Genomic DNA, 25294 nt, shown 5'->3' on the forward strand with positions numbered 1-25294 from the left:
ATGTCAAAGTTTCTGTTATCTTCCTCCGGTTTGACAAATCAAAACCACCGAACTACACTAAAAATGAATGAATTATTCATTATTGAATGAGGGTGCTCATCATACAGGCCAAAAAAGATGAAGTGAAAAAGGAAATTGAATCAGCCGCTTTAAAGGTGTTTTTTCGAAAAGGCTTTGTAGATGCCAAAATGAGCGATATTGCGGATGAGATCCAAATTTCTGTCGGGAATATTTATACTTATTTTAAGAATAAAAAGGAGTTATTTTATTCGGTTGTTCCGCCATCTTTAGTGGATTATTTGAAGAATGTGTTAGTGGAAAGCATTCATATCGATAACCAGACTTTTTTTGGAGAAACCCATAACGAAAAAAAATCGGCGATTGTTCAGGAGCAAATCAACCTATTAACTCAATACAGCATGCAGATTGTCATTATTTTTGAAAAAAGTAAAGGGACAATCTACAGCAATGCAAAAAAAGAACTAATTGATCTGATGATCGAAACCAAGAAGCCCTATTTGAAAAATACTTATAAAAGATATGAAATCGAAACTGATGAAAATATGATTTTGCTCAGTATCATTGCCAATAGTGTTATCAATATGATTTTGGATTTGTTAAAAAGGGATATGAGCGCTGATCGCCGGAAACGGATTTTTGAGGCGCTTAACCTGTACAGATTGCATGGACTAGAAGGCTTGAATGAATAATGTCTACACGTAGGGAAATATTCTCGGGACAGTCTATCATTTTTTTGACATCAAGATAGTCCCTATTTTTTTGTTTCAAAAATGAATGGGTAATTCATTATTAAACACCATGAGCGCAACAGGAGGGAGAAACGATGGGGACAGGTTATGCACTTAAGAACTGCAATGTGGTTTATGGAGATACGAAAAAAGACGTTGAAAAAATGATGACGATTTTAATTCATGAAGACGGGCTGATTCAGGAGATCGGGAAGGCAAACAATTTGGCTATTCCCAGCCATTATCAAACGATTGATTTATCGGGGAAATATGTGATGCCTGGTCTCATCAACGCGCACGTCCATCTATTCGCAGATGGAAAGCCGTTTACGCTGTCTGTAAGCGAAGGGCTGCTGAATTTTGCATTCCATCATATTTTGGATACGAGACTAGGGCGAAGTGTGTTAAAAAAACGGGTGAAGAAAAATGCTCTGACGGCACTACATTCCGGTGTAACCACGATGCGCAGCGTCGGTGAATTTTTTTACACTGATGCACAGCTCCGAAATGAAATTAATGCAAACCAGTTTGTCGGTCCCAACCTTTTGGCGTCCGGGTATTTCCTGAGCGTAACGGGCGGTCATGGGGCACCTTATTTGGCTTTGACTGGCGATTCGCCATGGGAAGCGAGAAGAAATGTAAGAATTAATGTAAAAAACGGAGTAGACCTAATTAAAATATGCGTGACTGGCGGGGTTACCGATGCCACCATGGTCGGCGAAGCGGGCCGCTTGCAAATGACGGAGGAAGAAGTAGCCGCCGTCTGCGAGGAAGCCCATAAAAACGGTATGCGTGTAGCAGCCCATGTGGAAAGTACCGAAGGCGTAAGAATCGCGCTAAAGGGCGGGGTGGATACCATTGAACATGGTGCGGAGATGGATGAGGAGATCATAAGACTGTACCAAAACAATCCTAGAGCATTAAAGGGCTATACCGCCTTAATTCCTACTTTGCAGGCTGGGTATCCCATTGCAAAATTGGACACAAGCCTAACGAAGGTGAATGAAACGGTTAAGGAAAATTCGCGGCTTGTGTACGACTCCATGCTAAAGGGGCTGCGTCAGGCTGTAGAACATGAGATCAAAATTGGGATTGGAACGGATGCCGCAATGTCTTACGTCACTCACTATGATATGTGGCGGGAACTAGACCACCATATGAGACAAACGAAACTGAATGCGGGTCAGGTCATCGAATGGGCAACAAAGTCTAATGCGGAAATCCTAGGCATTGATCACCTTACAGGGAGCATTGATATCGGAAAACAGGCAGATTTAATCGTGCTGGAGCACAACCCTTTGGACAACATAAAAGCTTTGTCAAATGTAGCTATGGTTATGGTGAAGGGCAATCTTATACCAACACCATCAGTGACCCGAATTCAGGAAGTGGACGAGCTGCTGGATTCAGTTTGGCAAAATTAAATCCATCCCGTAAACTCCAGTATAGACGCTTTCGCCGATTGTGCTTCGGATTGCGCCCCTTTACGCCATTCTTTGGGGGGCTCTCCGATAAGCCTGGAGAAGCATCGGTTGAAGCTGGAAATGGAGCGATAACCGACTTGCTCGGAGATTGAAAGAATGGAGTCTTCTGTGCTTTTTAACTGCTTGCAGGCCTCTTCGATTCGGGTGCTGTTTAGAAAATCAAGGGGCGACGTCCCCATAATCTCATGAAATTTTCTACGGAAATGGGTTGTACTTAGATGGCACAGATCAGCCAAAAAATCTATGGTAACGGGTTTCATATAATGTTTGGTGATGTACTCCAAAGCTGGAGAAATGACAAATTCGCTTTTCAAGCTATGCTCTGTTTCTTGATTTGCCATTGGTTCATTCCTAGAATGAATTCTAAGGAGCTCTATATAAAGGGATAGCAATAAGCCGTAGGCGCTTTCCTGATAGTAAGGGTTCTGTTGTTGTAATTCCTCTACGACCGAAGTCGCAAGTGTATACACCTTGGGATGCTGCTCCTTGTTTAATATGCAGTTTATTCCCTTTACGACCCACAAATTGGGCTCAAAGTTGCTGTAAGCGCTTTTAAAAGTGTGTTGAAAAAGATCCTCTGGCGAAAAAAAGATATAAGACCAAAGGCTGGCTGTATTTGGCGAACTGTACGTGGTATGAGGAAGATACCTGGGAATGAAAGTTACATCCCCGGCTTTGAAGGGGACAGATTCTCCTTTGATCTCCATGAAGCCGCTATCCGAATAGCAAATACCAATCTCCAAATGGTTATGAAAATGGAGATGCTCACTTTTAATATCAGAAATCTTCCAGCGGTCACCGCTTAATAGCAAGACAGGAAAGTTGATGGGTAAACTGTAGTGTCGGTATTCTATAACGGGCTTCTTTTTTCTGGGCATATTCGATACTCCCACACTTGGATTTGAGTTGATTCTAGGTGAACGCTATGTCAAGTTTAGCCAGCAGATATACATCAGGATTTTGCAAAATTCGATTCCAATCGCTGCAAGGTGCAATATATAGACGAACTAGACCATGTCGATCTATATATTGTTTATTGGAAGTCGCTTATTGGATTTTTGCAAAATTCTCACATAAATGATTGAAATTGCGCAGTTTTGTTGCGAATGTGCTTAGATTGAGACTATTTTACTGCGTACAATGGAATAAGTAAAGCGTTTCCAAAATAGTGACGAACAGCTCTCAAGCGCCTTTGGGGGCGTGCGCGCTAATGAGAGGGGAATAACGATGCTTCAATTAACTTATGACAAGGAAGAGATACTAAGAGTTATTGATAAAGTCGTCAGAAAAACCATGGCGATGGATTTAACATGGGATTGGCCCTGCGGTGTGGCTTATTATGGTGTATCCAGAGCCTATACCCAAACAGGAAATAAAGATTATTTAAATATGCTTGTCCAGTGGGCAGATGAATACATCGAGCTTGGTCTGCCGCACTGGACGGTAAACACATGTGCCATGGGTCATATGCTGATCACATTGTATGAAGAAACAGGGGACCAGAAATATTGGGATATTGTGATGAGCAAGGTGGATTACATCCAAAATAATGCTCTCCGGTTCGGAGATCGTGTTCTGCAGCATACGGTATCCACTGCTAATGATTTTCCAGAACAGGCATGGGCAGATACGTTGTTTATGGCGGCATTTTTTCTGCTTCGAGTAGGAACCAAATTAAAGGACGAGAAAATGATCCAGGATGCCTTAAATCAATATTACTGGCATATCAAATACCTGCAAGACCCTAGCAGTGGTCTCTGGTACCATGGCTACAACAATGTCAAACAGGATCACATGTCCGGATTTTTCTGGGGAAGAGCGAATGCTTGGGGAGCATATACCATGTCGCAAGTCAAAATTCATTTGAAAGACTGGTATTTGTATCCGCCGTGTATGGACGTGGAATGTTCCCTTCGGGATCAACTGGCGGCACTGAAAGGTGTCCAAACAGAGAACGGCTTATGGCGGACGGTACTGGATGACGAGGAGTCCTATGAAGAAGTGTCTGCATCTTGCGGTATTGCGGCGGCCATGATCAATAACGGCAATCCGCTGCATACCAAATACGTGCAAAAGGCATTGGAGGGCATCTTGAACCATATTAGCGAAGACGGACGGGTACTGGGTGTATCGGGCGGCACAGCGGTTATGAAAGATCGGGAAGGGTATCGCAATATTCCTAAAGACTGGATTCAGGGCTGGGGACAAGGCTTGGCGTTGGCTTTTCTATCCGATATGTTGAATTAGGAGGGATTGAAGTTGTCTAAACAAACAACGGGGGCCTTTACACTACCGGGGGAATCTGGTTACGAGGCGCTGACCCTAAAATTAGCCGAACGATGGGGCGCCGATGTCATCCGTGACAGTGACGGCACGCAATTGTCCGATGAGATTATAAACGCTGGATACGGCATTTATTCTACAATCTGTATCATCAGAGATCATAACGAGTGGGCGTCCCGCAATCTGGATAAGCTGCAGCAGTGTTTTTTAATTACGAATCCGAAGGTAGCTGTACAGAATTATGTATCTATCTATCTGATGGAGGATTTTTTTGCAGAACAATTCAAAGTGAATGATTCCAAAGAGGCGCTTAACTACTGGCAGGTTTTTGACAGAACGACCGGGGAAGAAGTTCCAAGAGAACAATGGAATTATGAAAGGGAATCCGGAAATGTGGTCATTACCGGAATTGCTCCTTGGCATAAATACACGGTAAGCTTCATGGTCTACCGGATCTGGGAAGAGATTTCCATGTACAATCACACCACGAACCATTGGGACAAAGAGCATTTGATGCAGATTGATCCTATCTATACAGAAACGCAACAGTATCTGCTGGATTGGATGGAAGATTGGTGTCTTCATCATAAGGAAACCACGGTTGTCCGGTTTACCTCCTTATTTTATAACTTCGCCTGGATTTGGGGCAGCAATGAGCGCAATCGCCATCTGTTCTCTGATTGGGGGTCATACGATTTTACGGTAAGCTCAAGAGCGCTTGATCTATTTGCCAAGAGATATGGGTATTCGATGACTGCCGAGGATTTTGTGAATGGTGGAAAGTATCGCGTCACACATATCCCGGCTGAGCAGCGCAAGCTGGACTGGATGGCATTTATCAATGATTTTGTAATCGAATTTGGCAAGAAATTAATTGATATTGTGCATCAGCACGATAAGCTGGCCTATGTGTTTTATGATGACAGTTGGGTTGGCATGGAGCCTTATAATGAACGTTTTCAAGAGTTTGGATTTGACGGATTGATCAAATGTGTGTTCTCAGGTTATGAGGCAAGGCTGTGTTCAGGTGTAAAAGTGAATACGCATGAGATTCGGCTGCATCCCTACTTATTTCCGGTTGGCTTAGGCGGGCTTCCTACCTTTATGGAAGGGGGCGACCCCACGCTGGATGCCAAAAAGTATTGGATTAATATCCGGCGCGCCCTGTTGAGGGAGCCTATTGACCGGATTGGACTGGGTGGATATTTGCATCTTGTAGAGCCTTACCCGGATTTTTGTGATTACATCGAAAAGATTGCCAACGAGTTCAGAGAAATCAAAGAACTGCATCATGAAGGCAAACCCTATCACATGAAGACGAAGGTAGCTATTCTGCACAGCTGGGGAAAATTGAGATCGTGGACCTTGTCTGGTCATTTTCACGAAACATATATGCATGATTTGATTCATATCAATGAGGCTTTATCCGGATTGCCGATTGAAGTGCAGTTCATTAATTTTGACGATATCCGTCAGGGAATACTACAGGATTGTGATGTAGTGATTAATGCGGGCTCTGCTGGTACAGCATGGAGTGGCGGAAAGTACTGGGATGACAACAAATGTGTAGACTTACTGACCCAATGGGTTTATGAGGGCGGCACCTTTATTGGCATCAATCAGCCTTCAGCGGTTGAAGGTCATGACAGCTTTTTCAGAATGGCACATGTCCTCGGTCTGGATGAGGATACAGGCTCCAGAGTAGCTCATGGAAGATGGACATATGAGGTTAGGGATGAGCATGGTTTGGTGCCTGAAGGGGCAAGTATAACGCCGAAGAATAGGATTTATCTTACGGATGGGGCAGCTGCGATAGCGGGTGAAACGAATGGAATGATAACACTATCCACTCATGCCTTTGGTAAAGGAAAGGGAATTTACCTTCCTTCTTTCGAATTCAGCTGGGAAAATACAAGATTGCTACTGAATATAATCCGCTTTGCGGGCAATGAGCTCAATGAAACGAAGTATATTACAGATAACTTATATACAGAGTGTGCTTATTATCCAGAAAGTAAAATGTTGGTTGTTATTAACAATAGCAATCAACTGCAAAAAACGACGATTGAAACGGACTATGGCAAACAAACCATGGAGTTAGAGCCCTATGACACCATGATCACCCATATCGGCTTAACAAAATCGGTATAGGAACAAAAGTGAATAAGAAGTAGCGGTATCAAGCCCTCCTTTATTTAAAGGAAGGGCTTTTTGTTTCAGTTTCAGCACCTCCAGAAAATCCAGCCAATTTACCGGGGATTTTGTCCATTCAAAAGCATTTAGTCCTTCATTAACTATAAGTATAACAATGAAGGAGATGATTTCTTTGCGAAAGGCAACTTTAGTGAAAATTAGAAAAGCGGAAGCAAAATTGGGGAAAAAACTGAAAAAAAGAAGCCATGTGGTTATGAATGTTAGAAAAGCCATTCGTGTAACTCAACTTGGAGATGGGTTTGCACGCTTCACTTTCGCTCCGGTCACTATTTCTCCTAATAGCTTTAGAAGCACTACGATTAACGGTAACGACTACAATCTGATTAGCGGTTCATGGATTTTCTCAGGAAATCAGCAAGGGTTTCTGCTCGATAACTATTCTGCGGCTGAAGACAGATGGTTCTTTACTGCATGGAATCCAACGGGAACCACAAGAACGGTATCTTATGCTGTTATCGCCAAACGGAAGCCATAATACCAATGTCATCGTTAGCAGGGAAAAGGAGCTTGAGGCTTCTTTTCCCTGCTAAAATGTAGAGAGCATTTTGAACAAACCTTCGATGATCTTATAATTTTTGATAGTGGTTTAAGAGGTGCTCAACTCTTTCTTTAATAATCTGTTTTAAAGATTCAGGCTTCACGGATCGTACATAATGACCATATCTCATAAAGTAATTAGCGATAAACTCTTCTTCTCCAGGATTATAGAATCCTTTTATGACTGTTTTATGACCCTGTTCTATTTTCATAGAAGGATAATGTTCTTTATAAAAAATATCCTTAGCTTGTTCTACAATTTCTACTTCAAAATCAATGCTCTTCTCAGATTGATACATTTCTAATGAACGAATAAGGAGTTCATCTATAGAAAAGTGAGAATTTATTTCCTCTTCTTCTATTGAGGTGATTCGATCACATCTGAAAACCCTATATTTGTTCGTATTTAACTCTATTCCAGTAGCGTACCATTGGCCAAACTTAGCGGAAATCTTGAAAAATTGAACATGATAACTTTTGTTCTGGTTATTTTTTGAATATTGAATCTTACAGTACGTCTCATTAAGAACGCTGGTTAGAATTTTATCTAAATAACGACTAACATGATTATGCTGATATATTTCAAATTGTAGAACCTTTTTCATTTTATGAATCTGGTTTATTTGTATTTTAGAAAGACAGTGTTCAAACTTTTCATTGAGTTTATTAACACTTAAATGAAAGGGTGTAGATTGATAAGCTTCTAAGGTCAACATTGCAAAGTATAGAGCATACACTTCATCCATCGTAAAAATAATAGGGGATAACAGTCTATTTTTTAAGATACCATATCGTCCATGTCGGCCATGTTCCGAATAAATAGGCATACCTAATTGTTCTAATGAACTAATATCACGTAGGGCTGTACTTTTTGAAATGTGGTATTTATCCATGAGATCATTTAAATTAAAGTACTCTCGACTGTTTAAGTATCTAATCATGTCATTTAATCTTTCGGGTTTCTTCATACATAAATCTCCTTATAAAAGGTGTCATGTTTTGATACCTTTACAAATGATAATAGATTCAAGGTGATATATCAAATCTATAAGATATCTACCTAAAAGCATGATAAAAAAGGAGATTGAACCCATGAGTACAACACTGGAAGTAGCTATTTTCTTATCCATGAACGGAAAAGCAAAGGAAGCTATAGCTTTTTACAAAAAACATTTTAACGCAGAGGAACGATTTCTCGTTACTTATCAGGACATGGCCCAACGTGACAGTTCAATACAGCTTACTGATGAAAATAAAGATTATATTTCTCATTCTGTCTTATTGATCGGAAGAACAAAGGTTATGATAGCAGAAGAACCAATGAATCCCAATGAGGAATATACCGTAGGGAATAACATTTCATTATGTATTCAAAGTGCTGACAGAGAAGAAATTGAACATTTTTATCATAGTCTAATAACAGATGACCGAGTGAAAATCATTGTTCCTTTATCTAGTAATGTGTTTAGCCAAGCCTATGGTATTATTGAAGACCCGTTCGGTATCCAAATACAATTCATGTTTGATCAGCGGTTACAATAAAAAAGTAGGTTAAAAAAAGCACAACAGCATGGTGAAAAGTGGATAATAAATGGATAGAAGTAAAAACTAAAATGGGCAAATCCAAGATACCACAGCAGAAAAGGAGACACTATGACGGAGAAAAAAGAAATAGCTGATAAAATAGGGTGGAACTTTGACAACAGTTATTCTCGTCTGCCGGAATCCATGTTTACGAAGCTCAATCCAAATCCTGTTCGCTCACCAAAGCTGATCATTTTAAATCATCCGTTGGCAGTCTCACTGGGTTTGAACGAAAATGCGCTGCAAAAAGATGATGCCGTAGCGATATTGGCCGGCAATCAGGTTCCCGAGGGTGCTACGCCTCTTGCTCAAGCTTACGCAGGACATCAATTTGGGCATTTTAACATGCTAGGAGACGGCCGTGCTCTACTGCTCGGCGAACAGATCACTCCCTCGGGCAAACGGGTTGATATTCAGCTCAAGGGCTCAGGCAGAACGCCGTACTCCCGTCGTGGTGATGGCCGTGCGGCACTTGGGCCGATGCTCCGCGAATACATCATCAGCGAAGCGATGCATGCGCTAGGTATTGCTACCACCCGCAGCTTGGCGGTGGTAATCACGGGTGAGGCGATCGTCCGGGAAACAGAGCAGCCCGGTGCCATTCTGACTCGTGTGGCTGCCAGTCATCTTCGCGTCGGCACCTTTCAATTTGTCTCAGCATGGGGCACGTCCCAAGATCTGCGGACTCTGGCTGATTACACATTGGAACGACACTATCCGGAAGTTGCCAATGACGAAAACCGTTACCTTTCACTGCTTCAGGAAGTGATTAAGCGTCAGGCGAAGCTGATCGCCCAATGGCAGCTAGTGGGTTTTATTCACGGAGTGATGAACACCGACAATATGACTCTTAGCGGAGAAACCATTGATTACGGTCCTTGCGCCTTTATGGATACCTATAATCCTGAGACGGTGTTCAGTTCCATCGACATGCAGGGCCGCTATGCTTATGTCAATCAGCCGCATATCGCTGCGTGGAATCTCGCGAGATTGGCGGAGACCCTCTTGCCACTGCTGCATGACAACAGAGAGCAGGCTGTCAAAATGGCCGAGGATGCAATTTCAGATTTTGCAAACATGTTTCGCCATCATTGGCTTGCGGGAATGAGGGCCAAATTGGGGATCTTTAACGAAGAGCCGCAGGATGAGTCCCTTATTGAGGATCTTCTTAAAATCATGCAGAAGCATCGCGCGGACTACACCAATACCTTCCGTGCCCTCACTTTAAACAAGCTGGAGGATGCGGTTTTGTTCAGCACGGCGGATTTTACCCAGTGGCACGAGCAGTGGCAGGCGAGGCTGAACAGACAGCAGGAATCCGAAGCCACCTCGTATCAGCTGATGCGCAGCAGCAATCCCGCAATTATCCCGCGCAACCATCGGGTAGAAGAAGCACTGGAGGCTGCGGTGGAACGAGAAGATTACCGAGTGATGGAGCAGCTTCTTGAAGTTCTTTCGAACCCTTATGCTTATTCTACCGAACAGGAAATTTACTCTACATTGCCTGAGGAATCCACTTGTCCTTACCGAACCTTCTGCGGCACCTGATCTGTAGTAGTCATGTTGAACAATTGGCTGATAACGTATTTCATGCGTTGGTGGAGAAGAACGACTTTCTCTCACCAACGCATTTTGTTTTTATTTTGAATCTGTTCATTTACAGATGAGATCCACCACTTGCATCAATCAATTGACCCGTTATCCAGCGGCTATCCGTTGAGGCAAGAAAGGCAGTTATATCTGCAACATCTTCAGGCTCTCCCCAACGTTTAAAGGTCGAAAGGCCAGCGGCAAATTTCTGTCCGTCAGGATCTTGTAATGTTCCGCTATTCATCTCTGTATTGATAATGCCTGGTTGGATGGCGTTGACGGTAATATGACGGCTCCCAAGTTGATGAGCCAAAACATGCGTTAGTGTGTCGATGGCCCCATTTGACATGCTATATGCAAAAACACCAGGGGAGGCCACGCGTGTAACAAACGATGAGAGATTAATAATGCGGCCTCCATCTTTTAGACGCGGCAAAGCTTGCTGGGTAACAAAAAGAGGTGCTTTAACATTCATGTTCATGACTTCGTCAAAAGATTCTTCTGTTGTCTCTTCCAGAGGGACAATTTGACCTATTCCAGCGTTATTGACGAGAATATCAAACCGATTATCGCCTGTACATTCCCGAAGCGCTTCATCCAATTTCGCATATAAATCATGAATGCCGTTCAGGGCACTGAAGTCAGCACCAATCGTAAATGCAGCCCCTCCAAGTTGCTCAATTTGATGAACCACCTCATCTGCTTCTTTATGCCTTTTTCCGTAGTGTACTGCGACAATGGCCCCCTCCCGAGCCAGACGTAATGCAATGCCACGACCGATTCCTCGACTTGCACCAGTTACTAAAGCGATTTGACCTTTTAACTTACTCATGTCTTCATCTCCTTGTTTGGAATTCATGCATAGTTATATCACAAGGGTATGTTTGAAATGTTGCTCTTTCATTCGGAGCTTATGTTTTACACTGTATGGATATAGGCTTTAAACAAGCTTAATATCGTGATATTTATCATTGAAAAAACACGTATCTTCAACGCTCTAATGCATTACATTGAATTGACCAATGTTCAGTAAAATGAATCTCCTTCCTTTCCATTTCATGTCTAAAAATGTCTGCTAATTAGCAGTTGTATTTAGACGTTTTTTGTCATACAATGCATCTAATGCTACGGACTCGGTCTTAGAAACAGTAAGGTTTGGACGGCAAATAGGACGTGGTTGACTTTGTATATTTATGAATCGTGGAGCTACTGTGTAGTCGTTCGATCAACCACGTCAGTCTGAAAATTAATAATGTTTGGGGGCAGTTTTCCGGATCATTAGCATTTGATGACGAACATATACGAAGGGGAGCGTTCTTTTGGAATCGAAACAATTAACGAGAGGGCTGAAGCCACGACACGTTGAGTTGATTGCGCTTGGAGGCACGATTGGCGTTGGCTTGTTTATGGGATCGGCAAGTACGATAAAATGGGCAGGTCCTTCGGTGCTGTTGGCTTATCTCTTAGCTGGGATTATTATGTTTTTTGTCATGCGGATCATGGGGGAAATGCTGATTCTTGAACCGGTGACGGGCTCATTTGCTACCTTTGCTCATAAATACATCAGCCCTTTGGCCGGTTTCTTGACCGCTTGGAGCTATTGGTTCTTATGGGTTACTGTAGGAATGGCGGAGGTCACTGCGATTGGGGTATATGTGGGCTACTGGTTCCCGGATATCCCGCAATGGTTGCCGGCTTTGGCAGGTGTAATTATTATTGCGCTGGCCAATTTAGCGGCTGTGAAATTCTATGGAGAATTTGAGTTTTGGTTTGCGATGATTAAGATTATCGCTATTATCTTCATGCTAGTAGTTGGTACGGGGATGATCTTCTTTGGCCTTGGTAACGGCGGACAACCGATAGGTCTATCCAATCTAGTCAGCCATGGTGGTTTTTTTGCAGGAGGGTTAAAAGGGTTCCTATTTGCACTATGTATTGTAACGGCGGCTTACCAGGGGATTGAGATGGTAGGCATTACAGCGGGTGAAGCAGAAAATCCGAAAATGACCCTGCGAAAAGCTATTAAAAACATCATCTGGCGTATTCTGATTTTTTACGTAGGGGCAATCTTTGTCATTGTTACGATTTATCCTTGGAACCAAATTGGCGAGATTGGCAGCCCGTTTGTTCTGACTTTTGCCAAAGTAGGAATTGTAGCTGCTGCGGGTATTATTAACTTTGTTGTACTTACAGCTGCGATGTCAGGTTGCAACAGTGGTATTTATAGTGCGGGCAGAATGTTATATACATTGGCAAAGAACGGACAAGCTCCTAAGTTCTTCGGGAAGGTTTCCGCAAGCGGTGTCCCTAGAAATAGTATAATAACGACCATTTCATTGCTACTGGTAGGCGTGTTATTTAACTACCTAATGCCTGATTCCAAACTGTTTTTGTATATTTACAGCGCTAGTGTTCTCCCGGGTATGGTACCGTGGTTTGCATTAGCCATCAGTCAATTTAAATTCCGGAAAAAGTGGAAAAACGAAATGGAAGATCATAATTTTAAGTCTCGTTTTTTTCCGATCAGTAATTACATCACCATTATCTTTTTGTTGCTCGTAATCGTTGGAATGTGGTTTAACCCGGACACACGCTTGTCGTTGATTGTCGGGGCAACATTCATGGCGATCGTCGTTGTTGGATATTTTGTCTTTGGTATAGGAAAGCGGCAGAGAATTGAAGAGTTAGAGAAACACGAATAGGCTGCTCAAGATGTAGTATTTGCCGAGTGTAATTCAGATGTCCTGAGTTGCACTCGGCTTTTCTTTTTATATGAAGAGAAATAGAGCAATGGGAAGGCTGTGAGTGAGCTACAGAAGGGTGTGATCATTGCAAAATAAAGCGAAGGTATCCCCAAGCTATACTTGGAGACACCTTCAAATTAAAACTGCTTTTACAACTTATTGATTTACCTAGCTTACATTGTGCTAATGTCAATCACGAATCTGTACTTCACATCAGATGCTAATACTCGTTTGTAAGCTTCGTCAATCTGGTCAGCTGATACCACTTCAATTTTAGGAACAATATTGTGTTTCGCACAGAAATCCAGCATTTCCTGTGTCTCGCGGATACCTCCTATCATTGATCCTGCAAATGAACGGCGATGTCCGATAAGGGACATCACATTGAGTGACATCGGCTCCCCGGGGGCACCGACATTCACCAAAGTTCCGTCAAGAGTGAGTAGTGCAAAATAAGCGTTCAGATCGATGTTGGCACTTACCGTATTAATAATCAAGTCAAAGCGTCCAGCCAGTTCTTCAAATGTTTCTGGTTCGCTTGTGGCATAATAGTGATCCGCGCCAAATTGCAAGCCATCTTCTTTTTTCTTTAATGTTTGTGATAGAACGGTTACCTCAGCACCCATAGCATGTGCGATCTTGATAGCCATATGGCCAAGGCCTCCCATACCCACAACTGCCACTTTCTTATCTGGGCCAGCTCCCCAGTGGTTTAACGGCGAATAAGTCGTAATACCTGCGCAAAGTAATGGAGCAGCCACGTCAAGCTCAATATTATCTGGAATTCTTACTACAAAATCCTCAGTTACGACAATGTGGGTGGAATACCCGCCTTGTGTAGGCTCGCCGTATTTGTCAACACCAGCGTAGGTAGGGACATTTCCTTTAAGGCAGTATTGTTCCTCTCCTTTACGACAGTTCTCGCATTCGCCACAGGAATCAACCATACAGCCAACTCCTACCCGGTCACCAACTGTGTACTTTGTAACTTTAGCTCCTACATCCGTAACAATCCCTGCAATTTCATGTCCAGGTACAAGTGGGTAGTTCACGGGTCCCCATTCGCCGTGAGCAGTGTGGATGTCAGAATGGCATATGCCAGCATATTTAATTTCAATCAATACATCATGTGAATCAAGATCCCGTCGTTTAATTTCAGCCGCTCGAAACGGTTTGTCTGGGCCGTCGACAGCTCGTGCTTTAGCAGTAATCATAAATAGCCTCCTAATTACTTATATTTTTCAAGAGAAAGTAATTGTATTGAATACAAAGTGAAAACTAAGTGAAGTCGATTGAAGTTTTCCTCTTGCAGATCAATGTTAATCCTTATAGTTAACTCTAAGTCAAGCAACTACCTATATTCCTTTTAAAAAATTATGCTAGGAGACTTTGACACTCAACCAATAGCTTGATAGAATCCCTTTATACCTAGAGTTAACTCGAAGTCTATATCATTAAGGATAGGAGATACATGATGAAGACATATTCGATCAGCGAAGTTGCTAAAGAATTGAATCTTACAGCATATGCATTGCGTTACTACGACAAGGAGGGACTTATGCCTTTTGTAGAACGGACATCTAGCGGAACAAGATTATTTAAAGAATCCGATATTGACGCTTTAAAAATAATTGAATGTCTAAAATCCACCGGAATGCCGATCAAAGAAATTAAAAATTTCATTGATTGGTGTTCTGGGGGAGATTCCACACTACAACAAAGATATGACATGTTTATCGAACGAAAAGCGACTGTAGAAGCACAAATGGAGGAACTAAAAAAAACAATGGAAGTTATCGAACATAAATGCTTATATTACAAAACTGCATTGGATGCCGGAACGGAAAATATTCATAAAAACAATAATATAGGGAGTCACATGACTAACTAACAGAAAAGACATAATTTATCCACACTTCCTTCTAATATTTAACTGTTAGTAGAATTATTGAAAAGCTATAATTCTAATGATGATTTGAGTGTATATGAAGAAAAGAGGTTGTGGGTATGAAGTTGAAAAAATGGCCAGTAGTATTCATGCTAGGTATTATCATGCTGGTATCTGTAGGCTGGAACAGTGGAATATCTTATGCAAAATATTATTACGAATACACTTGGGATCAGTACAAGGGGACTGAAATCAAGACCTACAGGCTGACACCAGTAGCTGGTAGAGCCGGATCTATGGATCAGGAAAAGGCCCTTGCTGCTATTGGCAAAACTCCAAATGTGTATGGAAAGTTCAGTGGCTATCAAACAGATAAAACAACTGAATTTGCAACCAAGAGTGTAACGGATGAGGTTTATCATTATGCGATTGTTGATTTTAATACCGATAAGGAGCCAGCAATTGTAGAATACGTGAATCCAAAAGGCGGAATTCCTCATACATGGAACGGAACTGATGAGATTCGAATTTTTATGAGAGGATCTGAGGCTGCTTCTTTGGCTGAGCTGTTTTATGAGGGAACTCCAAGTGAAGGACGCTATCATTTTAATGCTAACGATGTCTACTTAGTTACATTCTGGTCCAGCACAGCACAATCAATCACGGGAATGTCTGCTGAAGAACTAGTTGAGGAAGGACCCTCTACGCTTATAAATCGAGAGTGGGTAAGTCAAATAAAAGACAAAGATCCTGCTGCTTATCCGCAAAACGGAACTCTAAAGGGCTACTTTTATATTTATAAGGGTTCTGAGTTGAAAAAGGATTAACGAGCAGCCAGGACTTAATAAGTGTATCTTACACAAAAAATGAGATAACATTTTGTATTCAGACGAATGCGGATACAGATGTCATCTCTTTTTTTATTTATGTGTACATGATTAAAATGATAGGCCCAAAAGGTGATAAGTATTTAATTGCCAATGAAAACCATTGTTTAGTGATAGGGAATTAAGGCTTAAAAAAATATGGTGAAAGAGCAGGACAGCAGATTGCTCAAACCACTTTTTTTGCTGGCTTTATTCAATCCTAGGGAGATTATTCCGATAATTCAAGTATATACAGTTTGGTGTTAACAGTAATGAAAAACCGTTTGAAAACAAAAGAGGATGATTTTCAAAATTGATATGAAGGTACAGGTGAAAGTGGCCCAGTGCTATCTCGTAAAGGAGGTGTAATGATCTCAAATAATGAATTATGAAAAAAAGTTAAAACAAATTAGGCATTACATGGCTGGTTTACTGGCTGTCTGGTTGTTCTGTATACATAGTGCGCCTGTTTTTGCGGACAGAGCCTTTAACGATATCGAACATTCCTATGCAGCTGATGCGATTGAGGCCATGGCTGCTCAAGGTTATGTTACGGGTTATCAGGATGGGAGCTTTCGACCTTTACATTTTATCTCGCGTCAGGAATGGGCAAGCATTTTCGCTAAAACCTTAAAGCGAACATCGAATAACAGAGGCGTAACTTCTTTTCGGGATGTGTCACCATGGGCTTTACCTTATGTACAGGCCTTGCAGGAAGAAAGCATTACGAAAGGGATTAGTGATCAATTATTCGGTGCCAAGCACAATATGACTCGTCAGGATATGGCCGTTTGGTATGCCCGGTATTTTGGTGTTACTGATGATACCCGATCTGCTGGTATATCCAGTTTTGTGGATCAACCTAATATATCAAATTATGCACAAACGAGCGTATGGCTGATGGAACGGTTGGAACTGATTGAGGGGGATACAAATCATTATTTCCACCCTAAAGAGTCTGTGAGTCGGCAGGACGCCACGTTGGTTGCTTATCGGTTATGGTTAGGCGGTGACGTTCTGAAAGAACGTGCCAAGCGTTTGCTGGAGTCATTAGAAAATGGAGCTGCAACGATGCCTCAGGCGACCAGCCAACAAGAATCGCAGAAGATTGCGGTCGATTTGACACCGGAAATTAGGCAACAACCTGTGAATTCGGAAATTGAGGAGCCTAAAAGGCATCGCCCAAGGTCTGATTCACCAGTATCTCCGGTGACACCACCGGAGCCGAAACCGGAACCGCCAATCACACCACCGGTGCCTAATCCCAAACCACCAATAATTCCGGTTGACCCATCGGTGATTCCACCGGACCACTCTTCGGATTTTTTGGTCGATGAAGTCGTAATCAAGGCGCAGGAGCTAGTAAATCAGCCGGAAACGTACCCTTCGTATCAGCTATCCTTTCAGCTATACAATGAAGGACGACCAGTAAGCATTCCTGCTGCCAGTGTCACAAGTGTTACGTACACATTTAGTGATGGGTTAGGTGTCTTTGATGTACAAGGGAAAATCGCACATCCCGAAAATATACCGGCTGCGGACAGCTTCATTCCGGTAGAAATGAAGGTCACCATTGCCAAACCTTATCGGGTTCTTACAGCTCAGACCAAGCTGATCGTGAAAGGGAAGACTCCGCCGGCAGAGCCACCGAACGTAATCAGGTCTGTATACTTGGCCACGTATACCATTTCAGAGGCGGCAGCTTTAGATCCAGCTGCTTGGAAAATGTCCTACGTATTTCGTAATGCTAAAGGAGAGATTATAGCTCCTAAAATGCTGCCATCAGACTTGATACTTCGGATAAAGGATTCCAGAGGAATATTTGAAGAGGATGGAAAGATTGCCAACCTGCATTTGATTCCAGCAGTGAACTCGGTTATTCCATTAAAAATCACAGTTGAGTCTCCATCCCAAGGGATTCTCTTCACATCTGATGCGGAATTAACGGTAGAACCCGGGGAACGCAAGAAGCAATATTTTGCTGTCTCCATCATGCTGCAGGGAAGCGCGACTACGGTAGATCAAATCAGGCAATCTCGTCAATTGCTGATGGATCACTTTGGTCCCAACATTAAAGTGACATGGGCGATGCAAAACGGATTTGTTTTTGTAGAAGCGAATCGGCCGCAGCTTGAACAGGTTCTGGCATTTGTCGATCAGTATGGAGATGAAGTTGGGATTCTGGCGGGGTACCCGAACCAGTCCGAGCCCGGGCTTCCTGTTTGGGAAGCAAAGATGGATGAGTGGCTGTATATGTATCGTTATAATGCATTCAATGAGCTGCACCAATCTGGTTCGATGGGATCACCATCCGTGTTTGAAAGCATGGATACAGACCAATATCGGAAGTATCTGCCGAAATCACTGACGAGCTTTACGGTGAATCCTGAACAGACTCAATGGCTTAAAGATCACTATCGGATTACATCCGCGATGGGATGGTCGGCTACACAATATAATGTCAACGGTATGTATGGTGAGGGCTCACCTTTGATGCCTTACTGGTCTCATAAGGACAATCCAATTGTTCCCGCACAAGGAATCGCTGATAATAGCGGTACCGTATTCATGAACTCGGTTACGATTGATCCAATTGGATCACGCTATACGAAAGATTCCTCACGCTGGACTCTTCATCCGGGTGATCCCTATGTGACGGAGACGGATGCGGCACCACAACTGTATATAGTACAGCAATATTTGGATAACCCTTATCAACGTATAAATACGGTAAACTACTTGTCCATTATTTTGGACATCAACGCACTTGCCAACACCCATAACATGGGTCCAATATGGGAGAACTTTGTGAATCATTTCCCGCTTGATCGCAAGGTCGAGATTGTGGGTGTAGACGGGCTGAAACAGATTTATGAATCGGTAGCAGGAGCCAATAATGATCATACCGAGTTTACGCTCATGTTTAGAGGTTCAGGAATAAAGACGGCTATGGATTCCAATAATTCACCGGCAAATCTGCGCTATTTGTGGACTGAAAATGCCTCACAGCGTATTATTTTATCCAAAGAGGATGGAGATGCGGCATGGTCCATTATTGACTTTACCGATTATACCCCAAAACCGGTTCCGAAGCTTGCTTACAGCCCGGAAAATAGTCACACGGACGTAAGCTATGTCACTGGAAGGAACTTCAAGCTATGTCCAACAGCTCCTTTAACAGCAGATGAAATTCAACGCGTGAAAACTCGTTTGAAGGAAATCTATTTCGTGGAAGAAGTGAACTATCAGTAGGCGTTATTATGAAGTGACCACATTTTTAGGAGCTATAGTTTTATGTAAAGAGGGCGCCCCTAGCCATGGAAATGGCTTGGAGCGCCCTTTGTTTTTAATAAGGATATTCCGCGCTTTATACCCACTCCACAATCTGATCTACAGGTCGCCGAGTTTTGTCGCGCGGTTCGTTCAGGCGGTATCCAAAAGCCACCATACAAGAAATACCGAAATGCTCGGCATCCATAATGCCTTCTTCGGAGAGGATGCGTTCAATTTCTTGTTTATTAAAACCTTCGATAGGGCAGGAATCAATGCCGATTTGAGCTGCGGCAGTCATCATATTGCCCAGTGCGATATAGGTTTGTCGGCATGCCCACTCGAACATAGCTCTTTCATTTTCCTCAAGCGCAAAATCTGATTTTAGGAAGGCGTCATATACCTTCTCTTTGCCTTGCATCACTTCAGCAGGTAATTGCTGCACGTTTACCATCATATTCTTGATATAATCGGATGAAGCTACCATATCTTTAGGCAATCTGGAGAGAATAAGTACGAAATGGCTTGCTGTTGGCAACTGTTTTGTGGCCCCCCAGGAATAGGGCAGCAGCTTCTCACGCATATCTGTACTTTGGACGACAACAAATTTCCAGGGTTCAAAGCCAAACGAGCTTGGGGATAAACGACCGGTTTCAAGAATAAACTCAAAATCGGAATCGCTAATTTTCTTATGACTATCAAATTCTTTTGTAGCATGTCTGAACTTGTATGCAGCCAAGATTTGATCTTTAGTGGTTGTTAAGGTTTCCATCGTGATTCCACTCCTTATGGTTGTGATTGAAATTGACGCTTACTAAGTGCATGACTAATATTAGAATATACATGACCATTTTTGAAGTACGCACATTAATGTGCTGTAGTATATAAAATGATACCAAGGAGGAGAAGGGCCAATGCGCAATCGGAAAGGCGGTTTTGGTGAATGTACCGCTGGGAATGATCAGGCGTGTCCTGTTGAGTACACGTTGGATGTGATTGGGGGCAAGTGGAAAGGGATTATTTTATACCATCTCATGTATGGGACTAAGCGATTTAGTGATTTTCGGCGGATCTGCCCGGGAATTACCCAGCGTATGCTGACACTCCAATTGCGCGAGCTGGAAGAGGACGGTGTCGTTCATCGTGAAGTCTACCAGCAGGTTCCGCCTAAGGTTGAATACTCTCTCACCGAGTTTGGAGAAACACTCATCCCGATTATTAATCTGATGAAGGATTGGGGAGAAGAATATAAAACAAAACAGCGATCACCGGAAAGCAGCCCTTCAGCAACCTAGCCCCAATTTGTAGGTTTAAGAAGCAGCCGCATCCAAAAGACCTGGCCATCATTTTGGCAGGTCTTTTTATTTTAAAAGTGAAATAATAAAAAGTTCGCTTTGCAGTTGACAGCAAGGATGACGCTTGATATATTTCTTACGATATTGATAATCATTATCATAATGGTATAAGGCTATTACCATATTACATAGGGGGCTAATAGGTTGAGGAAAAAATCGATATTTATGCTGGCTACTTTGATGCTTGTATTGGCTGTATTTATCAGCGCATGCGGCGGAAATAACACTGAAGGTAATACCGCTTCAACTTCAGGAGATAAGCAAGAATCGGCTTCTACTGGAGAGACGAGAAGCTTTAAAACGGTTAAAGGGGATATTGAGATTCCCGCTAAGCCACAGCGTATTGTAACGGATTTTTACGGCGGAGAACTGCTGTCTGTTGGTGCTAACGTGGTGGGTGTGGAGCCGACTGCGTTTCAAAATCCTTTTCTGACTGATTTGCTAAAGGAAAAAGGAACCAAAGAGGTGGGTGATCCTACCAATTTGGAAAAGACGCTGGAACTCAAACCCGATCTGATCGTGGTTATGAAGGATACGAATTATGAAGCTTTGTCTAAAATTGCACCTACCCTGTACATTCCGTTCGGCACCACGACTAATATCTATGATACGGTCAAGCTGTTCGGCGATATCACTGGGGAAAAGGAGAAGGCTGAGCAATTTATTGCCGCCTTTGACAAAAAGGCTGCTGAAGGCCGCGCTCGTCTGAAAGGTGTTATTGACGAAAAGGCAACTTTCGGGTTGTATGAGCTGACGGACAAGAACGCACTTTGGATCTTTGGTGACAATGCGGGACGAGGCGGACAAGCCGTATACAATGCGCTCAAACTGAACATGCCGAAGAAGACAGCTAATTCCAAGGAACAAACCGTACAGCTTTCAATGGAGGTACTGCCGCAGTATGACGCAGATTACATGTTCCTGACAACCTATGATCCAGACAAAAAGGGAACCGCGCTTAAGCAACTGAAATCGTCCGCTGTGTGGGGCAATCTGCCTGCGGTGAAGAATAATAGAGTGTTCTTTAATGATTTTGATACGTACTATCGCTATGATCCGATCGCTATTACCGGACAGATTGATATGATTGTGGATATGCTGGTTGAAAGAGAGAAAGAGAATAAAGCTAAAAAATAGGTGGATTTTGTGTTGTAACGAAATGTCGAAGGCAGATAGGAAGCTGCATACTACACGCAGTATATAGCAATAAAAGACCAGTCCAACATAAATCATGTTTGGACTGGTCTTTTATATATTATTTCGTCGTAATTACGATAGTATCTTCTTTTTGTAGCCAATCTACCTTGGCTCCCAGTGTCTCGCTGATGAGCCTCAGTGGAAGATAACCAATACCGTTCACCATGAAGGGCGGATTAGTGAGTTCTACAGATTTACCGTTCACTTTTGTTTGGCTGGTTTTAAAATTAATTTCTAGAGAGACGGGATGGTCTCCCGCCTTGGACTGATTCATTTTCGCTATTTTGCTGTTGAAATCATAAGTGATGTCGGCCCCCAGTTGGTTAAAAACAGAACGCAAGGGAATAAACGCCTGCCCATTGCGGGTAATCACACCGTTGCTTAGAGGGACAGGTGTACTGTTGAGACGGACGAGAATCGGCTTTTGTACAGGAACTGGCGTATTATAAAGAAATTCATAATCGCCTATGCCGAGTTGCGCGTGTTTGTTAACACCCCAGCCCCACAGTGCGTCGTTTGCCTTTTGCATGATGACGTGCCGTGGGCCTGCCTTGATGCTTTGAATATTTTGAGCAAGTAATGTAAAAGGGACATTGGAGGATAATTTTTCGCCATCTAGAGATGCAACATATACATTACCAGCAGTGGTTAGAGCAAGAAGGGAGCGCTCAACGAAAAAGGCGTCTTTAACGTCCTTTACTCCTGTTAGCAGTACAGGGATATTAGTGTTGTGATAGGTCGTATTGTCTAAGGCACCTGTAACTGTAGCCCCCCAGAACCATAGCCGACCTTGCTGATCAATGGCGAGATTGGAATACCTATTAGCCTTGATTGTCTTGATGCCCGATAAGGCTTGAATTTGTGATACGGCTAGCGTTTCGGACGGAGCTGCATTTTTATCAAATTCTTTGGGCCACGTCCACACGGTACCATCCTTTTTTAAGGCTATATTTTTAGCAATTGCCTTAATGTCTTTTAATGGTGAAATAGGTTCGAAGCCCTGTAAGGCTGTTGTGTTTTTCCATACACTGCCGTCTTTCTTAAGAAATATCCAGCGTTCCTCATAATCCGGTCTTTCTTCATAGTAACTGACTATATCGGCAACCTCGTCGATGCCAGACAGAATTTGAAAAGGACTAAAGGTATTTTTATCTTCGAGTTGATCAGCGAGAAATATGCTGCCTTCGTTGGTCAGAGCGAGTACATGATCATTCAAACTACTTACAGCAGCGAGGTTCTGTAGTCCTTCCAGAGGAACAAACTTCACAGATTCAGAAATGTTGTTTCTAGGCACATACCAAGCAGAGTGGTCTTGCAAGGTAAATAGCAGATCACCTTCGTTGATGATATTAGAGAATGTTTTTATTACGTTTGGCTTACCCTCTACACGAGTCGGTACGGATTGATTATAGCCCCACAGCCACAAGCTTCCATCGGATTGGATCAGACTTCCGGAATCATAGGAGCGAATATGCGATGTAGAATCATTTCCGGCCGCCCACACCCTGGGACTGATCAGTAATAACGTAATTATACTGAGTAATAGACCACGTCTTTTCATACGATTTTCCTCATTTCTTGATCAATGTGTATAAGAGAAAAAGTAATCTTAAAGAATATCCCTAATCCATAGACGAAGAAAGTATAGAAAAGTTTTCCAAATATAATGAATTGCAATAAAATAACCTCCAAACCCAACGAATAGAGATGGATTTGGAGGTTATTTCTGTTAGCAAGTAGGTAGAATATATGGGTTAGCACAGCTAGTGCGTAGTATGAGCTAACTACTTGCGATTCGACTGCGTACGGTCAACAAGGTTTGCTCTTTAATTTGTCCGATTTCACGGAGGAGTGTGGCTGTTTTGGCTTCGTAGGATTGTTTGACATCCAAGTCTTTTAGCGAGGCAAGGTTAATATCAATGGTGAGCAGGGCGGATTGAGCCGCTGCTTCAAACAAAATCGCACCGATGCCCAGATCAGAGATCACATTTTTATTGGATATTTCCACAATATTGTAGGCTTGTGATAGTCCGTCCCGGCATACTTCCAGCAGGCGCATAGGTACTTCAATGGCAGCAATCACAGCTGTTTGTAAGGAATGGGTACGATAGCGCTTTTCTTCGTCTGTTTCTTTGGGCAAACGCAGCGCGGTCATGTACTGTTCAAAGGATTGGATGTCTGCGGCCATCAGTTCCTCACAATGCGTAGACAATCTTTCCATACTGCTAATGACTTGCACCATTTGTTCACTGAATTGCGTGTATTTTCCTCCTTGTGAAAGGTTGGCGGTCATGGAGGTCATCGCTGCGCCTAGTGCCGCAGCCAGCGCGGATACACTTCCTCCACCAGGGGTAGGCGCTGCACTTGCAGCTTCTTTCAGAAAATGTCCGATGGACTGGTTCCACGACAGTTCACTCATGAATAAACCACCTCTCTGGAGTAATGTTGCAGATGTATCGCTTTGAGCAAGTTTTTGTACAAAATTGCGGTCGTTAAGGTGCCTACACCGCCGGGAACGGGAGAAATGGCATGTACCTTTTCTACAACGTCCTGAGCAGCGTCCCCCACAATTTTACCCTCCAGCGTCTCATTAATTCCTGCATCCACGAGAATCAGACCTGGATGAACCATATCCTGCGTAATCACATCAGGACATCCGACTGCGACGAAGGCAATGTCTGCATGGCTCAGATGCTCTGCAATATCACGCGTACCTGCATGACAGGCGGTGACGGTGGCATTTTCTCTTTGCAGCATGTGGAAAAGGGGAAGTCCCACCGTCTGTCCGATGCCGACGAGCGTGACATTTTTGCCTGCCAAGGAGTGGCCGTAATGCTTGAGCAGTTCAATACAGGCTTGAGGTGTAGCGGGGTATAGCCCTGCGTCACCCGTAACGGTAGCCAGCTTGTTATCAGGCGTAATTCCATCAATATCCTTGTAGGGGGCGATGGATTGTTTAATAACGGAGGCAGAAAGATGTTGCGGAAGCGGGAGTTCCAGCATAATGCCATGTACATGGGATGCATCATTTAGGGTACCGATCACGTGCAGAAGTTCGGCTTCGCTTACATGACGATTAAAAGTATGGAGATGAAATGAGATGCCCAGCTTCTCTGCTATTTTTTGCTTGGTCCGTGCATAGTATGCAGATGCCGGATCACCCTCTATCAACAGGGTTGCCAGATGGGGACGGTGTCCTTGCTGTTTCATTTGCTCTACTTGGGAACGGATCGTTGCATACACTTGCTCAGCTGCTTCTTTGGATTTCATGATAATAGCCATAGTCCGAGCCTCCTCTGAATTTATCGCATAATGGAATCAACAGGGTGTCATGGTCTTCGAAAACGAAAAAAAGTATTTGCACAAGGTCGTCAAGACAGACGAATCCTCTGCAAATACTTCTCCCAGGCGAACGGTACGCTTGATTGTATGCTCCCTCGTGGTTCATTCCACTGACTTCGCCAGTCACATACAGCGTTATATATCTTATATTTTAACAAAATAACAGTAGAAAAGAAACCCGTGAACATTTG

21 protein-coding genes, 1 pseudogene and 1 riboswitch are annotated in these 25294 nt (G+C 43.0%); of the genes and pseudogenes, 13 read left to right on the forward strand and 9 right to left on the reverse strand.

The features are described 5' to 3' along the window. Positions 1–122 precede the first annotated feature (122 nt). Together MKX36_RS04315 and MKX36_RS04320 are read left to right on the forward strand one after the other, a co-directional pair. Positions 123–710 carry a TetR/AcrR family transcriptional regulator gene (locus MKX36_RS04315; protein WP_225164844.1) on the forward strand — a complete coding sequence of 196 codons (588 nt, stop codon included), beginning with the start codon at positions 123–125 and terminating at the stop codon, positions 708–710. A gap of 134 nt (positions 711–844) precedes the next feature. Continuing rightward, positions 845–2173 carry a metal-dependent hydrolase family protein gene (locus MKX36_RS04320; protein WP_340864274.1) on the forward strand — a complete coding sequence of 443 codons (1329 nt, stop codon included), beginning with the start codon at positions 845–847 and terminating at the stop codon, positions 2171–2173. Here the strand turns inward: MKX36_RS04320 and MKX36_RS04325 are convergent. Both MKX36_RS04325 and MKX36_RS04330 read right to left on the reverse strand, forming a co-directional pair. Then, positions 2170–2574, reverse strand: coding sequence for an AraC family transcriptional regulator (locus MKX36_RS04325; RefSeq protein WP_340866071.1), 405 nt, complete (start codon positions 2572–2574; stop codon positions 2170–2172). The genes MKX36_RS04320 and MKX36_RS04325 overlap by 4 nt on opposite strands. Positions 2575–2625: 51 nt before the next feature. Beyond that, positions 2626–3111, reverse strand: a pseudogene (locus MKX36_RS04330) (AraC family ligand binding domain-containing protein); the annotation flags it as partial. 349 nt (positions 3112–3460) lie between these two features. On the opposite strand from MKX36_RS04330, the gene MKX36_RS04335 reads away from it, so the two are divergent. From MKX36_RS04335 to MKX36_RS04345, 3 genes are all read left to right on the forward strand, one after another. Then, a complete protein-coding gene (locus MKX36_RS04335; protein ID WP_019686207.1) occupies positions 3461–4480 on the forward strand; it encodes a glycoside hydrolase family 88/105 protein in 1020 nt (339 codons plus the stop codon). 12 nt (positions 4481–4492) lie between these two features. Continuing rightward, positions 4493–6667, forward strand: coding sequence for a 1,3-beta-galactosyl-N-acetylhexosamine phosphorylase (gene gnpA, locus MKX36_RS04340; RefSeq protein WP_340864275.1), 2175 nt, complete (start codon positions 4493–4495; stop codon positions 6665–6667). A gap of 256 nt (positions 6668–6923) precedes the next feature. Then, positions 6924–7205: a hypothetical protein gene (locus tag MKX36_RS04345; RefSeq protein ID WP_257126703.1), complete on the forward strand. Its 282-nt coding sequence runs from the start codon at positions 6924–6926 to the stop codon at positions 7203–7205. Between the two features lie 91 nt (positions 7206–7296). On the opposite strand, the gene MKX36_RS04350 is transcribed toward MKX36_RS04345, so the two are convergent. Further along, positions 7297–8235, reverse strand: a complete 939-nt coding sequence (locus tag MKX36_RS04350; RefSeq protein ID WP_107735004.1) for a helix-turn-helix transcriptional regulator — start codon at positions 8233–8235, stop codon at positions 7297–7299. Positions 8236–8359: 124 nt separating this feature from the next. Between MKX36_RS04350 and MKX36_RS04355 the strand changes: the two genes are divergently transcribed. After that, the gene (locus MKX36_RS04355) at positions 8360–8809 is read left to right on the forward strand and encodes a VOC family protein (protein ID WP_107735003.1); all 450 of its coding nucleotides are present in this window, start codon (positions 8360–8362) and stop codon (positions 8807–8809) included. Positions 8810–8920: 111 nt separating this feature from the next. Then, positions 8921–10399: a protein adenylyltransferase SelO gene (locus tag MKX36_RS04360; RefSeq protein ID WP_107735002.1), complete on the forward strand. Its 1479-nt coding sequence runs from the start codon at positions 8921–8923 to the stop codon at positions 10397–10399. Positions 10400–10508: 109 nt separating this feature from the next. On the opposite strand, the gene MKX36_RS04365 is transcribed toward MKX36_RS04360, so the two are convergent. Continuing rightward, on the reverse strand, positions 10509–11273 hold the full coding sequence (locus tag MKX36_RS04365; RefSeq protein ID WP_340864276.1) for an SDR family oxidoreductase: 765 nt from the start codon (positions 11271–11273) through the stop codon (positions 10509–10511). Between the two features lie 487 nt (positions 11274–11760). Here MKX36_RS04365 and MKX36_RS04370 point away from each other — a divergent pair, with 487 nt between their 5' ends. Further along, positions 11761–13143: an amino acid permease gene (locus MKX36_RS04370; RefSeq protein ID WP_019686214.1), complete on the forward strand. Its 1383-nt coding sequence runs from the start codon at positions 11761–11763 to the stop codon at positions 13141–13143. A 215-nt stretch (positions 13144–13358) separates the two neighbouring features. Here the strand turns inward: MKX36_RS04370 and MKX36_RS04375 are convergent, their stop codons facing one another. After that, positions 13359–14399 carry an NAD(P)-dependent alcohol dehydrogenase gene (locus MKX36_RS04375; RefSeq protein WP_045244183.1) on the reverse strand — a complete coding sequence of 347 codons (1041 nt, stop codon included), beginning with the start codon at positions 14397–14399 and terminating at the stop codon, positions 13359–13361. A 260-nt stretch (positions 14400–14659) separates the two neighbouring features. On the opposite strand from MKX36_RS04375, the gene MKX36_RS04380 reads away from it, so the two are divergent. From MKX36_RS04380 to MKX36_RS04390, 3 genes are all read left to right on the forward strand, one after another. Next, positions 14660–15076 (forward strand): MerR family transcriptional regulator, encoded by a 417-nt coding sequence (locus tag MKX36_RS04380; protein WP_031462928.1) that lies wholly within the window; start codon positions 14660–14662, stop codon positions 15074–15076. Positions 15077–15192: 116 nt separating this feature from the next. Continuing rightward, on the forward strand, positions 15193–15900 hold the full coding sequence (locus MKX36_RS04385) for a hypothetical protein (protein ID WP_025364088.1): 708 nt from the start codon (positions 15193–15195) through the stop codon (positions 15898–15900). Positions 15901–16320: 420 nt separating this feature from the next. Beyond that, positions 16321–19191, forward strand: a complete 2871-nt coding sequence (locus MKX36_RS04390; RefSeq protein ID WP_340864277.1) for an S-layer homology domain-containing protein — start codon at positions 16321–16323, stop codon at positions 19189–19191. 115 nt (positions 19192–19306) lie between these two features. Here MKX36_RS04390 and MKX36_RS04395 read toward each other — a convergent pair whose 3' ends face one another. Then, entirely contained in the window at positions 19307–19981 is a 675-nt protein-coding gene (locus tag MKX36_RS04395; protein ID WP_045244180.1) for an NAD(P)H-dependent oxidoreductase, read from the reverse strand. A 142-nt stretch (positions 19982–20123) separates the two neighbouring features. Here MKX36_RS04395 and MKX36_RS04400 point away from each other — a divergent pair, with 142 nt between their 5' ends. Together MKX36_RS04400 and MKX36_RS04405 are read left to right on the forward strand one after the other, a co-directional pair. Further along, complete coding sequence (locus tag MKX36_RS04400; protein ID WP_017426240.1) at positions 20124–20504, forward strand: winged helix-turn-helix transcriptional regulator; 381 nt, start codon at positions 20124–20126, stop codon at positions 20502–20504. A 204-nt stretch (positions 20505–20708) separates the two neighbouring features. Continuing rightward, entirely contained in the window at positions 20709–21701 is a 993-nt protein-coding gene (locus MKX36_RS04405; RefSeq protein ID WP_080942662.1) for an ABC transporter substrate-binding protein, read from the forward strand. A gap of 118 nt (positions 21702–21819) precedes the next feature. Here MKX36_RS04405 and MKX36_RS04410 read toward each other — a convergent pair whose 3' ends face one another. From MKX36_RS04410 to MKX36_RS04420, 3 genes are all read right to left on the reverse strand, one after another. After that, positions 21820–23322 carry a stalk domain-containing protein gene (locus MKX36_RS04410; protein WP_045244179.1) on the reverse strand — a complete coding sequence of 501 codons (1503 nt, stop codon included), beginning with the start codon at positions 23320–23322 and terminating at the stop codon, positions 21820–21822. 219 nt (positions 23323–23541) lie between these two features. Next, positions 23542–24180: a cyclodeaminase/cyclohydrolase family protein gene (locus tag MKX36_RS04415; RefSeq protein WP_045244178.1), complete on the reverse strand. Its 639-nt coding sequence runs from the start codon at positions 24178–24180 to the stop codon at positions 23542–23544. Further along, complete coding sequence (locus MKX36_RS04420; protein WP_031462934.1) at positions 24177–25043, reverse strand: bifunctional 5,10-methylenetetrahydrofolate dehydrogenase/5,10-methenyltetrahydrofolate cyclohydrolase; 867 nt, start codon at positions 25041–25043, stop codon at positions 24177–24179. Before MKX36_RS04420 ends, MKX36_RS04415 begins: the two co-directional genes overlap by 4 nt. Before the next feature lie 113 nt (positions 25044–25156). Continuing rightward, a riboswitch (ZMP/ZTP riboswitch) is annotated at positions 25157–25240 on the reverse strand. Positions 25241–25294: the final 54 nt, after the last annotated feature.

The organism is Paenibacillus sp. FSL W8-0439, from assembly GCF_038008995.1.
GTDB lineage: Bacteria > Bacillota > Bacilli > Paenibacillales > Paenibacillaceae > Paenibacillus > Paenibacillus polymyxa.